The sequence below is a fragment of the Acidaminobacter sp. JC074 genome (genome assembly GCF_022496765.1).
Classification (GTDB): Bacteria; Bacillota; Clostridia; order Peptostreptococcales; family Acidaminobacteraceae; genus JABXKX01.
Genome location: NZ_VANV01000030.1, coordinates 26,291 through 45,778, shown reverse-complemented (window position 1 = coordinate 45,778; position 19,488 = coordinate 26,291). Strand labels below are relative to the sequence as shown.

Sequence of the window (19,488 nt, the reverse complement as noted above, 5' to 3'; positions counted from 1 at the left end):
AATATATGATGATTAGATGTAGAAAATGTTTTAGAAAGTATGAAGATTATGAACCAGAATGCCCTAAATGCGGGACTATTAATGAGAGAGACGTTGATAAGAAAGACAAAGTGACCTTTAAGTTTATAGAAAAAACCTGTAACTTCTGTGGTAGTAAGAAGAATCCTTACTATGGGACTTGTAGGGTTTGTGGCAATGAAATCAAAGACCATAAAGAAACCATAGACAAGCGGTTATTTAGAAGTATTGTTGATCAGGCCTATGAAAAGGAAGGCTTGTTGGATACTTCAGGCCTAAAAGAAAGTTTTGATATCAGTGATTGGCTTCCTACTCGAGATTTTAAGTATGGGGTTGTAGGAGAAAAGTCAATGATATGGTTTATTGGAGTTTTGGGCTCATTATTTGCTATGTTTTTAGTTGGGTCTTCTAGTGAAATGGATCTTCTGGTACTATTAATTGTTGTTGGTTTGCCAATACTTCTAGGTTCCTTTTTATTCGGTGTTTATCACAGAAAGGAATATATAGATTTTAACTACAGTCATGATAAAAAGCTATTTATCAACTGGATGAAGAAAAACGACATGGAAAGGGACATGCATTCTAGGTACTCAGCTTATCTAACAGAGTTGAGCTTCATTGAGTTATCATTTAATGAAAATTTAGAAAGTATTCGTTTTGTGGCTAAAACGGAAGCAGAACTAAAGACCAAAGATTTGACCATAGACATCCGTGAATACGAAGATGAGATTTTGTTAAAAACATATCTCTATCTATTATCATCTAAATATAAGTTACCTGTAAAAGTAGTTTTAGCAGAGGAAGAAAAAGAAGATATATCAGTTGAAAAACCGATCATAACATATATCCGTATAGAGAGAAGTGTAAAAGAAGCTGATAAAGAACTTATGAACTTTAGAAAAGTCTATATGGATGGTCTGAAAGATGATTATGACTTAACATATGGACAAACCGCTTTTGGTGCTCTGATGGTCATTAAATCCAGAGATAAAGATCAACTTAAGCTTGATTTGAATAGGGATCCTTACATTGAAAGTGGGATAATTGAAGCTAAGCTTGATCAGTGGGACATTAAGTAGAAGGAGACTTCTACTTTTGACTTTTTTGTACGAATGATTTATATTATTATTGGCATATGCTAATGGAGGGTGTTATGAAGGTTATCGTTTTGGTTGAAGATACTCAAGAAAGTTCGCAAGTAGACGCTGCATTTGGTTTATCTTTGTATATAGAATATGATGGAACTAAGATACTCTATGACCTGGGTCCTGACAGGACTTTTATAGAGAATGCAAAAAAGCTGAATGTGGCTATCGATGAAGTAGATTATGTTGTTTTATCACATGGTCATCTAGACCACACAGGTGGCTTAAATTACCTAAAGGACAAGCCTGTATACATACAAACAGGTGCCTCAGAAGTTTTAAGTTCAAGGCATCGTGATATCAGCATGCCAGACTATGATTGTATTCGAGTAGACAAGGAGGCTACAATAGAATCTAACATTCATCTACTTACAAACCAGTCTAAGTTTGGCTTTGTTCCTGATAATGATCATTTGTTCAGAAATGATTGTTTGGATGATTTTTCTCATGAACTCATGCTGGTAATAGAATTGCCATCTAGCTTAGTCCTGTTTTCTGGCTGCTCCCATCAAGGCATAAGCAATATGATTTATACAGCAGAAAATAAGTTTAGTAAGCCTGTAAGTCATGCTTTCGGTGGGATGCATCTCAAAGATTATGAAGAGACCTATGAATTTGAAGGCTTGAAGGATGAACTATTAAGAATGTCTACAATATTTTACACAGGACACTGTACAGGTAGATATGCCTATAGATACCTACAAAAGCATTTAAAAGGACGCTTACATAGACTTTCTAGTGGAAAGGAGTTTATTTTTTAATGGAAATATATACGGATATTGTTATGGAACATCTTATGAATCCCAAAAATGTTGGGATTCTAGAAGACGCTAACGGCAAAGGTTATGCTGGTGATAAAGACTGTGGTGATTATATGGAGCTCACCTTACGAATAGATAAGAAAAAATCTGGTAATGAAATAATAGATGTTTATATAGGTGACATCAAGTATTTGGTACATGGTTGTGCAGGGGCTATTGCCACATCCAGTATGGTTAGCCAACTTGCAAAGGGGAAAAATATTATTGACGCCTACAAGTTAAGTGATCATGATGTCATTCAAGCACTCGGGGGCTTGCCAGATGAAAAAGTTCATTGTTCTTTACTTGGCATACAAGCTTTAAGGGAGGCCATTCTAAACTTTGCAGAAAATGATTCGGAAATGAAATAAGTTTTTCATTTCTTTTTTTTTTATTAAATTTTGAGAACTTCTTATGTATCATGGTTTTTTTTGGGTATCCTTATTGTATAGAAGTTAGGAGGTATAATGGTAAGACTTGAAACTAAGAGGCTCTATATTAGAGACTTGATGATAAATGATTTAGAAGCCCACCATGACTTAATATCTAATGATGAGGTCATGTATTACATACAGGATATTCAAACCCATTCATATGAGGCGTCTAGAGAAAATCTAGTCTTTAGTATTGATGAAGCTCATAGGCAAGATAGAAAATGCTATTTTTTTGGCATCTTCTTAAAAGAGAATAATGAACATGTCGGTTCTGTAGGCTTTACTCTTCTTGAAAAAGGTGACAGTGGCAATGCTGAACTTGGATACTTTATCCATAAGAAGTTTTGGCACAAAGGTTATACCTTCGAGGCCAGCAAGGCAGTTGTCGATTATGCCTTTGAGATGGGGATTCAGAAGATCACAACAGGGTGTGTCTATTTGAATAATCGGTCCGAAAACATTATGAAAAAGCTGGGTATGTTCAAAGAAGGTCACCTTTACAAGCATACATATATAGATGGCAGATGGTTAGACCGTGTTACTTACGGTCATTACAATCCTAGATTTTTAAATGATCAGGAGCGACTGCAATTGGTCTATGTAAGGCTTGCTAATTGGATAGGGCCAAATTCATATCACTTTACTGGTTACAATCCGATTTTGAAAGAAATAGAAATTGATTTCTTGTATGATGAAGAAGTTAATTTAGTAAGTTTGTTCAAAAATTATAAGTTGTCTAATTGTAAACAAGGCTATCAGTTTCAATATGATGATTATCTCATAAAATGTCATATAAACTATGATAAAAGTGATTTCTTCGAAGGTGAAAATATAGAAGTAAGACATTTCGTACCTTTAAGATTTAAGTTGACTAATAATATTGAACGTGAGGAGTGATAAAATGAAAAAAGTTTTAATCATTATACTTCTTTTGTTGTTACCAGTGACATACGGTGACAATGATGTAACAATTCCTGAGTTTGATGTCATTATTAAGGGTGTTGTTGTTGATAAGACTCATAGTACATATCCCATTTTTACTTATAAGAATATCACCTATGTACCTATGACATCAGATTATGTAAAAGGCTTAGGTTTAAGACTTGAGTACTCAGGTGAAAGAGGGCTTAATATACTAAAGGTTAAGGCACAAGCTTTTGTCCCTATGTTTAATGACGGTGATTATGAAGTAGGACAAAGCTTCAAAGTCACTACTGTGCCTTTTGATGTGAAAGTAGATAATAAGAAGATACAGTCAGATTATCCGTTGTTGTTCTACAAGGACATCGTTTATATGCCTTTAACTTGGGAAATTGCCCATGACATTCTGGGATTTGATTATGAGTTTAATGGGATTTTATTTATTGGAGGCAAAAGAGAACTCTTGGAACTTGATAGGGTTCATGTATCCATAGGAGAAGATATTTCAAAGGTAGGCATAACATTTGCACTCGATCACTCAGAAGATTATAGACTTTATATAGATGATCTTGAGGAAGAAATACCATATGAATACTCTGAAACTTCGGATAAATATATTTATAAGCTAATAGTGGATGATTTAAAAGAGGATACTACCTATCGATTCAGAGTTGGCAATGATCAGGTGATATCTACATATTATCATTTCAAATCACTTCCTGATGATGAAGTTGAAATGGCTTACTTTGGGGATATTCAAGCCTACAGTCAAAAGCAGTACATGAGATTTCGCGAAAACTATGAAATGGCAAAAGACTTTGATATGGCATACATAGCAGGAGATCTTGTGGACCGAGGGGATTCACTTATTGAGTGGACCTATTTTCACAAGGCCATGGCAGATACTAATCTTGAAATCCTAGCCACATGTATGGGCAATCATGATACTTATGGGACGCCAGAAAACTATATTGATAGTTTTAATTACCCTGATAATGGAAGCTCAAACAAGAATTATTACTTTGATCTACCTCATGCCCGTGTAGCTGTTATAAACACTGAGGGTTCTCATACAAGGCAAAAAGAGTGGCTTAAAGAAATTATGGATGTAGACAAGTTTAAGCTTGTATTCATGCATAGGAGTTTATACCCAATCAAGTATGATGGCTCATCTGTAAGAGACTTTTACGGGACCTTTGACGAAGTTGGAATTGACCTTGTTTTAAGTGGGCATGATCATATCTATTCCCGTACGCAGATGAAAGACGATAAAAAAGATGATCAAGGCACCTATTATGTAGTCGGTGGTTCCGGTTCAGGCTCTAAGTACTATGAACAAGCTGTTGAAAGGTCATGGCAAGATGTGGTATATGACGAGGATAATCCTGTATTTGTTAAAGTCATGTTTTTAGAAAATAAAATTCAAGTAAAAGCTTATGCAATAGAAGATGAAATAACATTGATAGATGAGTTCACACTAGAGTAAGGAAAATTTATGAAGAGATTACTATTTGTCTTGATTCTACTTTTATTGGTTGGATGCCAAGAAGACGAATCAGGACTTATAACAAAAGAGATCATACATTATCATAATATTGAATATATAAATGATACATACACAGCAGGAGAAATATCCTATTCGGAGTGTAAGGAATACAAGAATGGTTTACTCATGAAGGCTTATACCATGGCACCTGATGGTAGTCACCATAATATCAGTACTTACAAGTATAAGCGTGGCTTGTTAGATACCATTGAAAGAATAGATGGTATCAACGAGTATTTTACAGAGTACACATATGCAGGTGATCAAACGAAATCTGTTAAGGTATACCATAATGATGTGGAAATCAATAAAACACTTTATGAATATAATGAGGATACTGTAAAAGCTATTATCTATATTAATGGTGAGCTTTATTCTGAATCTATTGAAAAAACAGATGGTAATATGAGATATACAGAAATAATAAGCTACCCAGATGAGACAAAACATACATTACAAATTACTTTACATGAGAATGGTAAAGCTGAACATTACTTATCAGAGGATGGAGATGAAACAACAAATGTTTACGATGACAAGGACAATCTTATCCGTACAATCTCTACAAGTAATGGAGAAATCTCTGAAATGTCTATTTCATATGACGAACATGGTAACAGAGTATCAGAAATATCCCCTTTTATGACAAGAGAATATGAGTATGTGTATAATGATAAAGGAGACTATGTAGAAAAGAAATCCTATAGAGATGGTCATCTAACAAAATATATAACAAGGGAAGTGACATATGGGAAATAAGTTTGGTGAAAAGCAAGAAGGTGTAAGATACCAGGAAAGGGTTGGTGTATATGGTCTTGTTTACACTAGAAGCGAGTTTGTAGTGGCAAAAGTTAATGATGGTTATTTCTTTGTTGGTGGTGGCCTAGAAGATGGCGAAAGTCATGAGAGATGTTTAAAAAGAGAGTTTTTAGAAGAAGTTGGTTATACCATTGAGATTGGTGATTATTTAGGTGTTCAAAGAGAGTATCACCAATCATTTAGATCTAAAAATTACTACGAGTTAATTGGTCATTGTTATGAGGTGAAACTTATTGAGCAAGTCGCTTCTGGTGAAGATGATCACCGACTGGTGCATCTTAAACATACCGAGATCAAACGGATGACACTTGAATATCAGAAACATGTGATGAAAGAAATGATAAAAAAGCTATAATCTATTCGCTTTATGGGTATAACAAACATGAGGTGAGTTATTTGTGAATAAGTTTAGAGACAACATCAGTATATCAGGTCAGTTTAGAAGAGCAATTATGACAGTTAATATTTCCATTTTGGCTGTTGTCTTTATAGTGCTCTTTTTTTATATTAGAAATGTACTAACTGAAGAATCTCTTATGATGGCAGATACTCAACTTCAAGTCAATGTGAATGAGTTTAATAAGGAGTTTTCTAATATCGAATCTGCAGTAACAGTTTTAGAGAGTGTGATTCTTTCAAACTTTGACGTAAAAAAAGCTGAAGCTGATACGAATTATGTATTTGAATATAATGAGGGCATAGTTGATGATTTAGAACTCATTGGCGAAAGAACAGACTTAGCCTCTTCTGTCTATGTATATTTCAACCATGATCTCTGGGGTCAGGCTATAGATACCTGGATGTTACGTGTAGATGAAGGAGTCTATGAAAGACAAGCAGTTTTATCTATGGAATTTTTTGATGAAAATTATAGAGGATGGTATGAAGTGCCGATTGCAGAAAAAAGACCAGTTTGGACTTTTCCGTATTTATCAATTGCCGGAGGTTCTATAGATCAAATTATTACTTCCTATGTTGTACCGTTAGAAAAAGATGGTTTAGTTATTGGTGTAGCAGGCATGGACTTATATCTTACGGATGTGATCCGTTACCTTGAAAACTCAAGACTTTATGAGTCTGGTGAAGTCTATCTTCTTTATCCTGATGGAAGAACCATCTATCACCCGAGATATGAGTTCGGAAAAGTACCTGATGAAATCAATGATTTTAATCAGTGGTTGGATATCATCAACGCCAATGATTACGGTAGTCTTGAAGTAGAAGCCGAAAAGCAAATGTTTGTTTTAGCTTACATGAAATTAGAAAATGGTTGGACAATGGCAAGTATGATACCAAAGGGGGAGGTATTTGATGTCTTTGGAAACTTGATTGTGGTTATGATTTTAATCGTTACCTTGACTATTATATTTGCATTTATTATTTCTAATTATATGAGTAGGAGACTCTCTAATCCAATAGTCAGCATTTCTACAATCTTAAGTGATATCAGTCATGGTAACTTGGCTAAAACAATACCAGATGAACTGTTAAATAGTAATACAGAGATATCTCGATTGGTAGAATCAGCAGAATCAATGAGAAAACATCTGATTGATGATTTGAATAGGGTAAGATTTGACAATGAGCATTTGGAGTCGCTTGTAAATGAAAGAACTGCAGAGCTCTCAAAGGTAAACGCTGAGTTAGAGGCATCTTTAGATCAACTAGAGAGTCAGCAGGCAGTCATTCTGGAAGCTGAAAAATCAAAAACATCAAGGTATTTGATTCAAAATCTTGCACATCGTTTGAATACACCTATAGGTTCAACCTTAATTGCCTCAGATTATTTAAAGTCCATAGATTTTTCGACTGATCAAGCAGTCTTAACTTCAATTGATATTATTCATACTTCACAGCAAAACCTTAAAGAGATTGTTGATGGCATGAGTAAACTTTTAAAGAATTACGATGATATGAATGTTACTCAGCTCAACCTTAAAACAACCATTGACTATTGTGTTAAAAAGTTCATGTTTGAAAATGATGTCAAAATACCTTATGAAAACTTGGTCACTGAGGATATTGAAATACAAGGAGTCTCTAACCTTTATTTAGAAATGTTTGCACATATTCTTTTATATTCTTATAAAGAGAATCAAACAGGTATGAAGGTAGATATAAAATATGAAAACGATACAATAAAATATGCCGATACCAGTATTTTATTTGATGAGAAGTTCTTGCGTATATTTGAAGCTTATTTTGATGTAAACATCCACTCTGATAAACATGGCCTAGAAATGTTCATTGCCTATGATATTGCGACCAGAGGCCTAGGTTATAAGATGTATGTCAATCCAGACAATAGAGATCATCTAGAAATATGGATTGAAACTAAAAATGTTTAGTTTTATTTAAGATTTACTTAATGTATCCAAGTTAAGATGTCTGATAAAATATATAAGTAGTGAAAGAAAGGGGTCTTATGAATTATTCAGGCGCAGAATTAGGAGCTTTTGCATTTTTTTCAAGTGGTTTTTTCCTCTTGTGGTTGGGAATGATTGTTGTATCAATCATAGCAATGTGGAAGGTATTTGAAAAGGCTGATGTAGATGGTTGGAAATCACTCATTCCATTTCTTAATATTTGGGAAATGTTAAAGATTTCAGGTTTAAATCCATTATTTATTTTATTATTATTGGTGCCATTGATCAATGGTGTAATAGGCATTTACTTCGCTTATAAGTTTGTAGAAAGCTATGGTTTTGGTATTGGAGGATTTCTTCTGTATTTCTTCTTTACACCATTCTTTATGCTTTATATGGGCTTTAGCTCAGAAGTTGAATATGTTGGCAATTATTATGAATCTTAATCACTACAGAGACTGCGAAAGCAGTCTTTTTCTTTGTATATGTAATTATCGAGGGCAATAAAAAAATCCCCTGAGGGATTTAATTACTTCATTTCGCCTAATTTACTGACACAATCTCCACAGATTCTTTTGCCTTTAAAAGAAATCAAATCTTCAGAGTCTCCACAAATGTAGCAAAGAGGATTGTATTTTCTTAAAATGATAGTATCTTCACTGGTGAAAATTTCTAATGCGTCTTTGATATCAATTCCTAATGTTCTTCTTAACTCAATTGGAATTACCACACGACCCAGTTCATCGACCTTTCTAACAATACCTGTTGACTTCATTAAATTACCCTTTCTTAGTAAAAAATGTAAACCTACTTATATAGTATAGTAAAAGCTTGTATTTGTAAATTCATTTTTAACATATATTACTAAAATACCATAATTTTCTTACATTATTACAAAATGTATGAAAAGAGAATTGTTTCACAACAAATAGAAAATTATGTTAAAATATTCTCAAAGGAGAATATTATGAAACGTGCTTTATTTGTTGGAATAACAGGATTGGACTATGTTTATTATTTAGATAAACATATTGGTAGTAATGAAAAAACTAAAACGAATGATTACAAGTCTTACATTGGTGGTCCAGCTGCCAATGCGGCCATCACTTATTGTCTACTAGGTGGTAGGGCGAAGCTGCTTACTCATATAGGAGACAGTTTGATTGGTACCATGATCAAAGATCAACTAAGAAGCTATGATATTGAAATAATTGATTTAGCAGAAGGGAAAGACATTTTGCCTTTTGTTTCATCTATCCATATAGATGGCAAAGGTGATAGAACTGTTATAAGTGGTCAAAATCTAATTGCAGATGATTTTGAAGATTTCACTGTTTTTAAGGACGTCAACTGCGTTTTACTTGACTGTAACTTGCCTAATGTGTCCTTACAGGTATTAAGGAATTGTTCTCTTCCAAGTGTACTTGATGCGGGGTCTTGGAAAGCGCATATGGGAGAGTGTATGTCACTTGCAACGGATGTCATTGCATATACTAACTGTACACATCCAGAGAAAAATCTAAAAGATTTTGTTAAGAAAAATCTAGCCATCACGGACAACGAAAAGTCTTTTTATTATAGAGACTCTGATAGTAGCGGATGGATCGATCCCATTAAGGTTAAAGTGCACGATACATTAGGAGCAGGTGATGTATTTCATGGTGCTTATTGCTATTACAGATATCTGAAAAAATTAAACTTTAAGACGGCACTTGAAAGTGCATCTAAAGTTGCTGCTTATAGTGTTACACAAAGAGGTGTTGTAGATGGTGTGAAGTTTTTTTTGAATAATCATAGAGAATAGGGGTATTCCTTAAATGGGAGGTTTTGTATGAAAGAATCTTTAATTGTTACACGCATTAGAAATTATGTTTTAGGATTAACTGAAATTAGTGGTCATCCAAATAAGGATTTTAGCCATGCCATTCATGTTTCTGAAAATATGCAGTTACTTGCAAAACTGAGGCAACTCGATGAAGACGATGCTCAATTGATTGGTTGGTTACACGATATAGGACGTATGAAGTCTCTTGGTGACCCCCACGGTCATACGGGTGCTGTAGAAGCGGAACGTTTACTTAATCACTACGAACTTGATTTAGACAAAATCGAACTAATTTCTCATGCCATTTTTCATCACAGTGAGAAAGACCTCATACATGGCCCTTATGACGAAATGATTAAAGATGCCGATGCTATGGCCCATGAGTACGATCATGAAGATATGGATGAGTACGAAAGTTTTAGAGCCTTAGTCGCTGTTGAGACTAAAGATCAACTTGTTATGAATTATAATCCGGATGCTTTAAGGTTTTTAATCGAAACAGACTATATGTCCATGAGTGCTGTAAACCTCCATGATTACTCAAAAAAAGTTCGTGCAATCATCTGGTTGATAAAAAAACATGACTGTATGACCGATGAGTTGAAAGAGATTAATGCTTACTTCAAAGAGCTTGAAAAGTTAACAAAAGTGTCACACGAAGAGGCGATTATGGAAAAACACCGTCTTTTATCAGATAGTGAAATCAGTGATGATATTGATCAGCTCATCAAGTACAAGAGTAAGTCTATGTCCTTGGAAGCCTTAGAAATCCTTTATTCTTTGGATCTCAATGTGGATGTAATATGTAAAAAGTTTATTAAAGGATTGAATCGGGTGGATATTGTAAATGAGGAGTCATTATCTAAATTAAAATCAGGTCTCAAACACATTTATCAGTTGCTGAAATTAGATGTACTACAATGCAATTATTCTGAGCTTGTCATTGGTTTGTATGAAACATTAGAGGAATGGCTGATAATATCTGATTCTAGTTTATCAAATGATCATTTAAAACTTGCTTTATTCAAAGTGAAAAAAATGTGGTTATAAAAACTTTAGGCATAGCTTAAAGTTTTTCTTGACTTTCTACTTAGTAGTTACTAGAATAATTACTAATAGGAGGTTGTATGAAATTAAGTTGTAAAGACGGTGTAAAAGCTGGATTTCCAGTTATGTTGGGGTATTTTCCGGTTGCCATGGCTTTTGGTATACTATCAAAGGGAAATGGCTTTAACTTCATGGAAACATTAAGTTTTTCATTTATATTATATGCAGGTGCTAGTCAATTTATAGGTGTGTCCATGCTGGCTTTAGGTGCAGGTATGGGCGAGGTCGTACTGGCGACACTTCTTCTAAACTTTAGACATTTCTTTATGTCAGCTTCTTTGGTAGAAAAGCTACACCATGTCCCAAATCCTTTAAAACCTATACTGGGTTTCTTTGTGACAGATGAGGTTTTTTCTGTTGCCTCATTTTCTGAAGGTGAGTTGACATCTTCTTATCTTTTGACATTGGAACTGGTATCTTATTTAAGCTGGGTCACAGGTACTTGTTTAGGATTTGTTATGGGGAATTTCTTCCCCGAAGTCCTTCAAATAAGTATGGGTATAGGTCTATACGCCTTGTTTGTTTCAATTATTGTACCGGAAATTAAAAAGAACCAAAAGGCTGTTGTTTTAACCTTGATGGCAGGTCTTATTAATACAATATTTAGATGGGGCCTTCACTTTCCTCAAGGGTGGAGCGTTGTACTGACTATAGTGGTAGTATCAACACTTGGTGTTGTAATTTACAGAAAGGAGGCATCATGAGTCAAACAATGATGGTAATTTTAGGTATGGCTCTGGTAACCTATATTCCTAGAGTGATTCCTTTTGTAACGATATCAGATAGACAACTTCCCAAGTATGTTAAGCAGTTTCTGGAGTTTGTCCCATTTGCAGCATTGGGAGCTTTGATTGTACCGGGTATGTTTTCAGCCATTGAAGGTTCATGGATGATATCATTAGTGGGTGTACTTGTTGCCTTTGTTATTGCATGGAAAAGAGGTGGTATGATACTGCCGGTGTTTGCATCAATACTTACTGTTTTTCTCTTGTTGAGTATATAAGGAGCTTTTATGGTTGAATACATGAAGAAACTGGGTTTTACTGAGTATGAGATTAAGGCTTACTTTACGCTATTAGAACATCATCCTGTTAATGGCTATAGTCTCAGTAAACAATCTAAAATACCTAGGTCAAGAATTTATGAAGTCGTTGAAAGTTTGATTCAAAAATCTGCGGCTTTTGAACATATTGAAAATGATCAACGGCTTTTTACACCCTTAGAACCTAGACTTCTTTTTATGAAGTTAAAAGATGAATATGCTTTGATGATTGATGAACTAAATGATTATGCTGAACAGATCTACAATACAAAACATGAAGAATATGAGCAAAAGATCATTAAAGGGCGTGGTGACATCATAGCCTTTATCAATCTGATATTAAAGGATGCTAATGATAGAATTGCTTTTTCCATATGGGATGAGGAGCTACATGAGCTTTTACCTATGGTAGAAGAAAAAATAAAAGATGGTGTATCCGTTAGAGGTGTTTATTTTGGTCAGAATAGTCCTATTGAGACTTTGGTCGCCCATAGAAGAATTGAGCGATATGTAGCTGAAAAAAAGGATAGGTACATCATAGTCGTTGTTGATAACAGCCATGTTATATCAGGCGTTATTTCAAAAAAAGGAACTTCTAGAGTCACCTGGACACAAGAACCTGGGGAGATAGACATAAAAGATGATTTTATTGCCCATGATGTTATGATCAACTCTTATTCCTATCAAATTGATGATCATAAGTATGAAAAAGCCTTAGACCTAATAAGAAAAGACTATTTCTGTTATGACGATGATGAATATGAAAGTTTTAAAGACAAATAAGATACTGTTGTAGTATCTTTTTTAGTTTTAGATGATAAAAGAGTGGCATAATCAAACATCATTAATCAGCAAGAAAAGTGTACTAAAAAAAGTACATAATCATGATTAAAAAAGTATTGTGTTTCATAAATAATAGGTTTATAATCTCATTGAAATCATCAATTTTTTATGAGAATAATTAATCAGTAAAAACTAGAGTGAATCAATCGAGTTTAGAAGTTGAGGTATAAAATAAGATTATGAAACATCTTGTTGGATTATTGAGTGCTGTATTTTGGAGTCTAAGTTTTGTCTTTACAAAACAACTGTTGATTTATATGACACCAATTGAAGTTGTCTTCTATAGATATTTACTAGCTGGTATCTTCTATAGATTTATGCTTAGGAATAAAACAAACAACTGGACCAAAGAGGAAAAGAAAACGCTTATAGTTTCAGCCTTATTAGGTATTACAATTTATCCTATAATGGCCTGTTATTCAGTTTCCTATATTTCAGCATCATTTGCAGGTATTTTAAATGGTACCATACCAATGCTTACGATACTTGGTGAACGTTTCTTTAGAGGCAAGTCTTTAACGAAACGTACCATTATGGCTTTGTTGATATCGTTGATAGGTATAGCCCTTCTTACGGGGGAATCTGAGACTTCTAAAGCACCACTCTTAGGTGCAGCATTAATGATTCTTTCACTTGTTGCATGGGTTATATTTACTTTTATTAATGAGAAACTTTTTGTCAGACATACTTCTCTAGAAATACTAACATATGAATGTTTGATAGGTTCTATTGTCATGACACCACTTGTGATATTTTCCAAGGAAACTCTTATTAGACAGATTAATCTATTTACAAACATGTCGGTTGTAGGTAATATGATAGTTTTGGCGTTTTTAGTTTCTGGCTGTGGTTATCTGTGTTATATGTATGGCCTAAAACACCTCGGTGTTGCATACATGTCCTTTGTTATGAATCTGTTACCTGTCTTTTCAGTAATCAGTGCAGTTATCTTAATACATGAACCCATCTATACAAAAGATGTGATTGCTTTAATCTTGATCTCATCGTCTGTTGTTTTGATGACAAAAAAGAAAAAAACAGATCTTGTTTATAATCAGGTTCCTTAGGAACCTTTTTTTAATGCATACTGTTTTAGCCAGATAGCTTGTATTTTTTGACAGAACATAATACTATAGTGGTTGTAAGACAATAAGAAAGAATAGGAAAATATGAAATTTGAAACATTAATTAATGACAATAATCTTTTAAAAGCCATTTCTGAGTTAGGATTTGAAAATCCAACAGAGGTACAAGCGCTTGCTATACCAAGAGTTCTTGATAAAAAAGATTTGATTGTCATGGCTAAAACAGGTAGTGGAAAGACAGGTGCATTTTCTCTGCCGGTACTGGAGCAATTAACAGAAGAAAAAAGACCACAGGTCTTAATTTTAGCACCTACAAGAGAGTTAGCCGTTCAGGTATGTAACGATATCAAATTATATACGAAATATGCGCCGATAAAGGCTACACCAATTTACGGTGGCCACAACATGCAAAAGGAGATTCAAGATCTTAAGAGTGCTAAAGTTGTAGTGGGTACACCAGGTAGAGTGATTCATCATATAAAAGAAGGTAACTTAAAAACCAAGGGTATGAAGTACCTGGTTTTGGATGAAGCTGATAGAATGCTTGATATGGGTTTTATAGACCAGATTCATAAAATCATTCAGTCTATGCCTAGACAAAGACAAACCCTTTTATTTTCAGCTACTATGCCGCCAGAAATACAAAGAATTTGTACCAAGTATATGAATGAGCCTGAGGCCATTGAACTGGATTCAGATACAAAGACCGTAGATACTATTGATCAGTTTTATTTAAGAGTTGAAGCCAATGAGAAAAGAAAACAGCTAAAGCGTCTTATTTATGCTGAGAAACCTAAATCTTGTATGATATTTTGCAACATGAGGGTCGATGTAGATAGGGTCCATCAATACCTTTTTAGAAACGGTATTGTTTCTGAAGCCATACATGGTGCCAATACGCAAAATAAACGTATGAGAACCATTCAGGAGTTTAAAGACGGCAAGATACAGGTTCTTGTAGCTACTGATGTTGCTGCAAGAGGTATTCATATCGATGATATGGCCCTTGTAATCAATTATGATGTACCACAAGACAAAGACAGCTATATTCATAGAATAGGCCGTACAGGCCGTGCAGGCAGCGGTGGCCGTGCCATTTCAATGGTAACGAGCGATGACATTTATGCACTATACGAAGTCGAAGAACATGCTGGCGCAAGAATTGATGAAATGGAAGCATATGATGAGGAAGTTGTTTCTAAGGGGCAAGCTCAGTTAAATGATATCTGGCAAGAAATCTACAATGCTAGAAAGGCAAGACATGATGCTGCTGCAAAAGATAAAAAACCTAGAGAAAGAAAACATACTGACAGACATAAACAAAATAGAAAGCCTAATCAAGATAAGAGACGTCAAAACAATAGAAGGCAACACGCTTCTGATAAAAGACATGATAATAGGCACCGTACACCTGATAGAAGGGAACATCCGAAGATGCATCAGGAACCTGTTAGACGTGTGATTGAAAAGAATTTTGTACCGATTAATCAGCCGAAACAAGTAGCTGTCATAAAAAAAGAAGAAAAGAAGAAGTTCAGTTTGAAATCTCTATTTAGAAAGAAGTCTTAGGCTTCTTTTTAAAATAAGTTATCAAACAATTCAGATATTGGAGGCTTTGTATGAAACATAAGTATATCTCTAAAAAATATTGGAAAGACATGTCCACACCTATGGGGGCTGTCGATGAACTGGCAAAAATGTATGATGATGTAATCAATCTGAGTTTAGGTGATCCTGATATGACAACACCTGGTCCGATAATTGACTATGCCTTTGAACAGGCACATTTAGGTCATACCAAATATACAGACTTTAGGGGAGACCCTGAACTAAGACTTGCTATAGCAGATGATTATAAAGAGTCGTTTGGCGTATCAATTGATGACAAAGAGATTATGGTTACTGCTAGCGCTTGTTTAGGTATGTATTTGTCCCTAGAGGCCATTTTAGATCCAGGGGATGAAGTGCTTATACACGCACCATACTTTACACCTTATCCTCAGCAAATTCAATTGGCTGGTGGGGTTCCAGTAGAAGTTGCAACTTATGAAGAAAATGATTTTCAACTGGTTTTAGAAGATTTAGAAGCAGCTGTTACTGAAAGAACCAAAGCCATGATTATTAACTCACCAAATAATCCTTCCGGTACAGTCTTTAATATAGATACATTAAAAGTCATCAGTGAGATTGCTAGAAAGTATGATCTTTTAATTATTTCAGATGAGATTTATGGTGCTTATACCTTTAAAGATAAGTTTGTATCATTGATAGAGTTTGAAGAGATCAGAGACCGTTTGATTATTTTAAACTCGTTCTCTAAAGACTATACCATGACAGGATGGCGTGTTGGTAATATCATTGGTCCAGATTATATTGTTGAAACCTGTCAGATGATCAATGAAAACGTTGTATTTACAGCACCATCTATTTCTCAAAGAGCGGCTATATATGCCTTAAAACATAAAAGAGAACTTCAGCCAGAAATGGTTTCACTTTATAAATCACGTGTTTTAAAAGCCTATGACTTGATTCAAAATATACCTTGGATGTCTGTTCTAGAACCAAAGGGGACATTTTATCTCTTTATCAACATTAAAAAGACTGGAAAAACCAGTGAAGAAGTTTCTAAAATTATCTTAGAAGAAGCAAAAGTCTTGACCATACCAGGCAATGCTTTTGGTAAGTGTGGTGAAGGTTATGTTAGAATTGCATGTACTGTTGATGAAAATACATTAGAAAAAGCCTTTAAGAGAATATCTCAGATAAAATTAGGATAATGCTTAGCATTATCCTAATGTAATGTATAGATGATTTTTTCTATGACAATATTGGTTTCCTCTAATAAGTTGACCTGAAAAGACGATTGGTCTGTATAAGAGGAAATACCAAAAGTTCTTACGATTGGTCTAAGAGGGTGGTCCTTGTTATTTTCTATAACAACACCCTTTTGTTGGTTGGACAGTTGTACATATGAACCGACAGGATATGGTGTTACCTTTCTAGTAAAAATGTTGGCATACCTAAAATCAAATAAGGTGCCTGCATTGGCCATGATATATTCAATGGCTTCATGCTGGTTGTATGCTTTTCTATGTGGTCTGTCAGAAGTTAAGGCATCATAGACATCTGCGATCATGACGATTTTAGCAAGATCATGAATATTATTTTCACCTAGACCCATAGGATAGCCCATACCATTCATCCTCTCATGGTGATGCATGATGATGCTTTTAACATGTGCATTAAAGGTGGTGTTGTCTTTAATGTATTGGTAACCACTAGCAACATGTTTTTGAATTTCGCCCATCTCCAGATCATTTAGCTTATCTTCCTTTAAAACAATCTCTTTTTCAATCCAGTTAAAGCCAATATCAGAAAGCAGTGCACCAAGGGCTAGGTTTTCTAACTGATCCGGCTTCAAGTTCAGTTCAGCACCTATGATCAGAGATAAAACAGCCACATTCACGGCATGTTTGAATTGATAATCATGTAGGCTTTTTATATCTTGCATGGTAATTTGAAGATCATTTGCTGTGAGTATTTCCTTGATAAGATCATGTGAGATATCTTTAACTTGTTTAAAAAGCAGTTGACCAACATCTCCATAACGGAGGCTATTCTTTTGCATATTGACTTGCTTATGGAAGCGTTCAAAAGAATTCTTTAGGTTGTAAGCTGATTTTTCACGTACGGAAGTATCGATGACATCCTTGACATGGCCTTGTAAAATCTTTGACATTTTCTCATCTACAACGTATACAGACCTAATCCCGTACTGCTTAAGTCTATGAATCATTTTAGGTGACAATGTTGCTCCTTCACGAACAAGAATTTGAAGATTGCTAGAGAAGATGTTCACTGCAAGAGTCTCATTGCCTTTTAAATGTGAAACAGGTAAAAAGCGCATAATGATCTCCTTCTATGTATACTCTTATAACACATATCGGCAGATTTAATCAAAAAATTAAAAAAAGGACTAAAAAGTCCTTAATTAAGCCAGTTTATCTGATGCCACATGGTAATGTGGATCCTCAAGTATGTTTACTTCTACAAACTCTGCATTCTTTAAGAGATCCTTACATTCAGGACTCAGGTGTCTTAAATGAATCTCTTTGCCATTTGATAGATACTTAGCTGTTAAAGCATCTATTGCTTGAATAGCAGAATGGTCATGTACATGTGCATTCATAAAGTCAATGATGACATGGTCAGGATCTTCCTGAACATTAAATAAGTCATTAAAGCTTTGGATTGAGGCAAAGAACAATGGACCACTTAAGTGGTAAACTTTACTGCCATCTTCATCAGTTGTAGTTGTATTTGAGATTCTTTTACCTTTTTCCCATGCAAATACAAGGGCAGAAAGTACAATACCAAGTGCCACTGAAACTGCAAGATTTGTAAATACTGTGATGATTGTTACAGCAACTATAACAAGTGCATCTGACTTTGGTATTTTAGTTAAAAGCCCAATAGAAGTCCATTCAAAAGTTGCAATAACAACGACAAACATGATACCAACTAAAGCTGCAATAGGAATCATTGAAATGAGACCTGAGGCAAATAAGATGAATGCCAAAAGTGATAAGGCTGCTGTAATACCTGAAGCTCTTTCTTTACCACCCGACTGTATATTCAACATAGATTGACCAATCATAGCACAGCCGCCCATGCCGCCAAAGAAACCACAAACTAGGTTAGCAAGTCCCTGACCGATACATTCTCTATTACCATGACCTCTGGTATCAGTTGTTTCATCAATTAAAGTCATAGTCATAAGTGATTCGATCAAACCAATAGTCGCCATAACAAGTGAATAAGGGAAGATAACTTGTAAAGTCTCTAAATTAATTGGTACAAGTGGTAAATGAAACTTTGGTAAACCACCAGAAATCTCAGCCATATCACCAACTGTTACTGTATCAATGTTTAAAAATACAACTAGACCTGAAACAACTAGAATTGAAACCAGTGTAGAAGGTATAGCCTTGGTAAGTTTCGGGAAAAACTTGATGATGACCATTGTCAACAAGATCAGACCAAACATAATGGCAAGTTGTGGTGCTGCCATCCATTCGTGTCCTACCTTAAAGTGCTCAAACTGAGAGATAAAGATAACAATAGCCAGTCCATTAACAAAACCGATCATTACTGGGTGAGGTACCAATCTGATGAACTTACCTAATTTAAGTAGACCAGCCAGTATCTGAAGTAGACCCATCAGAACGACCGCTGCAAATAGGTATTCAACACCATGAGATACAACTAAAGACCCAATTACAACCGCAATAGCACCCGTGGCACCAGAAATCATTCCTGGACGTCCCCCGAATATAGATGCAATTAAGCCTATTATAAATGCAGTATACAAACCTACCAATGGTTCAACGCCTGCAACAAACGAAAAGGCAATAGCTTCTGGTACCAGTGCAAGTGCAACTGTTAAACCTGATAAGATATTGTCTTTTAACGTAGATGTCATTTTTTCTTTTATTAAGTACATTGTTTTACTCCTTGTTATATAAGTGACACACAAG

At 34.8% G+C, this 19,488-nt stretch carries 20 protein-coding genes; 17 read left to right on the top strand and 3 right to left on the bottom strand.

The features are described 5' to 3' along the window. Window positions 1–5: 5 nt before the first annotated feature. From EZV73_RS25015 to EZV73_RS24975, 9 genes are all read left to right on the top strand, one after another. Window positions 6–1,097, top strand: coding sequence for a zinc ribbon domain-containing protein (locus EZV73_RS25015; RefSeq protein ID WP_240843190.1), 1,092 nt, complete (start codon window positions 6–8; stop codon window positions 1,095–1,097). A 74-nt stretch (window positions 1,098–1,171) separates the two neighbouring features. Further along, the gene (locus EZV73_RS25010) at window positions 1,172–1,924 is read left to right on the top strand and encodes an MBL fold metallo-hydrolase (protein ID WP_240843189.1); all 753 of its coding nucleotides are present in this window, start codon (window positions 1,172–1,174) and stop codon (window positions 1,922–1,924) included. Then, entirely contained in the window at window positions 1,924–2,334 is a 411-nt protein-coding gene (locus tag EZV73_RS25005) for an iron-sulfur cluster assembly scaffold protein (RefSeq protein WP_240843188.1), read from the top strand. Before EZV73_RS25010 ends, EZV73_RS25005 begins: the two co-directional genes overlap by 1 nt. Before the next feature lie 96 nt (window positions 2,335–2,430). After that, entirely contained in the window at window positions 2,431–3,294 is an 864-nt protein-coding gene (locus EZV73_RS25000; RefSeq protein WP_240843187.1) for a GNAT family N-acetyltransferase, read from the top strand. 4 nt (window positions 3,295–3,298) lie between these two features. Continuing rightward, a complete protein-coding gene (locus EZV73_RS24995) occupies window positions 3,299–4,804 on the top strand; it encodes an FN3 domain-containing metallophosphoesterase family protein (protein ID WP_240843186.1) in 1,506 nt (501 codons plus the stop codon). A gap of 9 nt (window positions 4,805–4,813) precedes the next feature. Then, a complete protein-coding gene (locus EZV73_RS24990) occupies window positions 4,814–5,623 on the top strand; it encodes a hypothetical protein (RefSeq protein WP_240843185.1) in 810 nt (269 codons plus the stop codon). Next, window positions 5,613–6,038 carry an NUDIX domain-containing protein gene (locus EZV73_RS24985; RefSeq protein ID WP_240843184.1) on the top strand — a complete coding sequence of 142 codons (426 nt, stop codon included), beginning with the start codon at window positions 5,613–5,615 and terminating at the stop codon, window positions 6,036–6,038. Before EZV73_RS24990 ends, EZV73_RS24985 begins: the two co-directional genes overlap by 11 nt. Window positions 6,039–6,081: 43 nt before the next feature. Continuing rightward, window positions 6,082–8,031 carry a cache domain-containing protein gene (locus EZV73_RS24980; protein ID WP_240843183.1) on the top strand — a complete coding sequence of 650 codons (1,950 nt, stop codon included), beginning with the start codon at window positions 6,082–6,084 and terminating at the stop codon, window positions 8,029–8,031. A 77-nt stretch (window positions 8,032–8,108) separates the two neighbouring features. Beyond that, complete coding sequence (locus EZV73_RS24975) at window positions 8,109–8,495, top strand: DUF5684 domain-containing protein (RefSeq protein ID WP_240843182.1); 387 nt, start codon at window positions 8,109–8,111, stop codon at window positions 8,493–8,495. Window positions 8,496–8,578: 83 nt separating this feature from the next. On the opposite strand, the gene EZV73_RS24970 is transcribed toward EZV73_RS24975, so the two are convergent. After that, a complete protein-coding gene (locus EZV73_RS24970; protein ID WP_240843181.1) occupies window positions 8,579–8,824 on the bottom strand; it encodes an AbrB/MazE/SpoVT family DNA-binding domain-containing protein in 246 nt (81 codons plus the stop codon). 192 nt (window positions 8,825–9,016) lie between these two features. Here EZV73_RS24970 and EZV73_RS24965 point away from each other — a divergent pair, with 192 nt between their 5' ends. The 8 genes from EZV73_RS24965 to EZV73_RS24930 all read left to right on the top strand — a co-directional run bounded on the left by EZV73_RS24965 (window position 9,017) and on the right by EZV73_RS24930 (window position 16,728). Beyond that, window positions 9,017–9,853, top strand: a complete 837-nt coding sequence (locus tag EZV73_RS24965; protein WP_240843180.1) for a PfkB family carbohydrate kinase — start codon at window positions 9,017–9,019, stop codon at window positions 9,851–9,853. Between the two features lie 27 nt (window positions 9,854–9,880). Further along, window positions 9,881–10,924, top strand: coding sequence for an HD domain-containing protein (locus tag EZV73_RS24960; protein ID WP_240843179.1), 1,044 nt, complete (start codon window positions 9,881–9,883; stop codon window positions 10,922–10,924). A gap of 77 nt (window positions 10,925–11,001) precedes the next feature. Then, window positions 11,002–11,685 (top strand): AzlC family ABC transporter permease, encoded by a 684-nt coding sequence (locus EZV73_RS24955; protein WP_240843178.1) that lies wholly within the window; start codon window positions 11,002–11,004, stop codon window positions 11,683–11,685. After that, a complete protein-coding gene (locus EZV73_RS24950; RefSeq protein WP_240843177.1) occupies window positions 11,682–11,984 on the top strand; it encodes an AzlD domain-containing protein in 303 nt (100 codons plus the stop codon). The genes EZV73_RS24955 and EZV73_RS24950 overlap by 4 nt, the downstream gene beginning before the upstream one ends. A gap of 9 nt (window positions 11,985–11,993) precedes the next feature. Then, the gene (locus EZV73_RS24945) at window positions 11,994–12,806 is read left to right on the top strand and encodes a TrmB family transcriptional regulator (protein WP_240843176.1); all 813 of its coding nucleotides are present in this window, start codon (window positions 11,994–11,996) and stop codon (window positions 12,804–12,806) included. Between the two features lie 239 nt (window positions 12,807–13,045). After that, a complete protein-coding gene (locus tag EZV73_RS24940; RefSeq protein WP_240843175.1) occupies window positions 13,046–13,933 on the top strand; it encodes a DMT family transporter in 888 nt (295 codons plus the stop codon). Between the two features lie 102 nt (window positions 13,934–14,035). Next, complete coding sequence (locus tag EZV73_RS24935; protein WP_240843174.1) at window positions 14,036–15,520, top strand: DEAD/DEAH box helicase; 1,485 nt, start codon at window positions 14,036–14,038, stop codon at window positions 15,518–15,520. A gap of 50 nt (window positions 15,521–15,570) precedes the next feature. Further along, complete coding sequence (locus EZV73_RS24930; RefSeq protein WP_240843173.1) at window positions 15,571–16,728, top strand: aminotransferase class I/II-fold pyridoxal phosphate-dependent enzyme; 1,158 nt, start codon at window positions 15,571–15,573, stop codon at window positions 16,726–16,728. A 14-nt stretch (window positions 16,729–16,742) separates the two neighbouring features. Here the strand turns inward: EZV73_RS24930 and EZV73_RS24925 are convergent, their stop codons facing one another. Together EZV73_RS24925 and EZV73_RS24920 are read right to left on the bottom strand one after the other, a co-directional pair. Further along, window positions 16,743–17,858: an HD domain-containing phosphohydrolase gene (locus EZV73_RS24925; RefSeq protein ID WP_240843172.1), complete on the bottom strand. Its 1,116-nt coding sequence runs from the start codon at window positions 17,856–17,858 to the stop codon at window positions 16,743–16,745. A gap of 84 nt (window positions 17,859–17,942) precedes the next feature. Further along, entirely contained in the window at window positions 17,943–19,454 is a 1,512-nt protein-coding gene (locus tag EZV73_RS24920) for a SulP family inorganic anion transporter (RefSeq protein WP_240843171.1), read from the bottom strand. Window positions 19,455–19,488 lie beyond the last annotated feature (34 nt).

Bases quoted from the DNA above. Each gene is read 5' to 3' on its own strand.
- EZV73_RS24925 (WP_240843172.1), bottom strand. From the start codon at position 17,858: ATGCGCTTTTTACCTGTTTCACATTTAAAAGGCAATGAGACTCTTGCA.
- EZV73_RS24935 (WP_240843174.1), top strand. From the start codon at position 14,036: ATGAAATTTGAAACATTAATTAATGACAATAATCTTTTAAAAGCCATT.
- EZV73_RS25000 (WP_240843187.1), top strand. From the start codon at position 2,431: ATGGTAAGACTTGAAACTAAGAGGCTCTATATTAGAGACTTGATGATA.
- EZV73_RS24920 (WP_240843171.1), bottom strand. From the start codon at position 19,454: ATGTACTTAATAAAAGAAAAAATGACATCTACGTTAAAAGACAATATC.
- EZV73_RS24930 (WP_240843173.1), top strand. From the start codon at position 15,571: ATGAAACATAAGTATATCTCTAAAAAATATTGGAAAGACATGTCCACA.
- EZV73_RS24945 (WP_240843176.1), top strand. From the start codon at position 11,994: ATGGTTGAATACATGAAGAAACTGGGTTTTACTGAGTATGAGATTAAG.
- EZV73_RS24995 (WP_240843186.1), top strand. From the start codon at position 3,299: ATGAAAAAAGTTTTAATCATTATACTTCTTTTGTTGTTACCAGTGACA.
- EZV73_RS24940 (WP_240843175.1), top strand. From the start codon at position 13,046: ATGAAACATCTTGTTGGATTATTGAGTGCTGTATTTTGGAGTCTAAGT.
- EZV73_RS25015 (WP_240843190.1), top strand. From the start codon at position 6: ATGATGATTAGATGTAGAAAATGTTTTAGAAAGTATGAAGATTATGAA.
- EZV73_RS24990 (WP_240843185.1), top strand. From the start codon at position 4,814: ATGAAGAGATTACTATTTGTCTTGATTCTACTTTTATTGGTTGGATGC.
- EZV73_RS24965 (WP_240843180.1), top strand. From the start codon at position 9,017: ATGAAACGTGCTTTATTTGTTGGAATAACAGGATTGGACTATGTTTAT.
- EZV73_RS24955 (WP_240843178.1), top strand. From the start codon at position 11,002: ATGAAATTAAGTTGTAAAGACGGTGTAAAAGCTGGATTTCCAGTTATG.
- EZV73_RS24985 (WP_240843184.1), top strand. From the start codon at position 5,613: ATGGGAAATAAGTTTGGTGAAAAGCAAGAAGGTGTAAGATACCAGGAA.
- EZV73_RS25010 (WP_240843189.1), top strand. From the start codon at position 1,172: ATGAAGGTTATCGTTTTGGTTGAAGATACTCAAGAAAGTTCGCAAGTA.
- EZV73_RS24950 (WP_240843177.1), top strand. From the start codon at position 11,682: ATGAGTCAAACAATGATGGTAATTTTAGGTATGGCTCTGGTAACCTAT.
- EZV73_RS24960 (WP_240843179.1), top strand. From the start codon at position 9,881: ATGAAAGAATCTTTAATTGTTACACGCATTAGAAATTATGTTTTAGGA.
- EZV73_RS25005 (WP_240843188.1), top strand. From the start codon at position 1,924: ATGGAAATATATACGGATATTGTTATGGAACATCTTATGAATCCCAAA.
- EZV73_RS24975 (WP_240843182.1), top strand. From the start codon at position 8,109: ATGAATTATTCAGGCGCAGAATTAGGAGCTTTTGCATTTTTTTCAAGT.
- EZV73_RS24970 (WP_240843181.1), bottom strand. From the start codon at position 8,824: ATGAAGTCAACAGGTATTGTTAGAAAGGTCGATGAACTGGGTCGTGTG.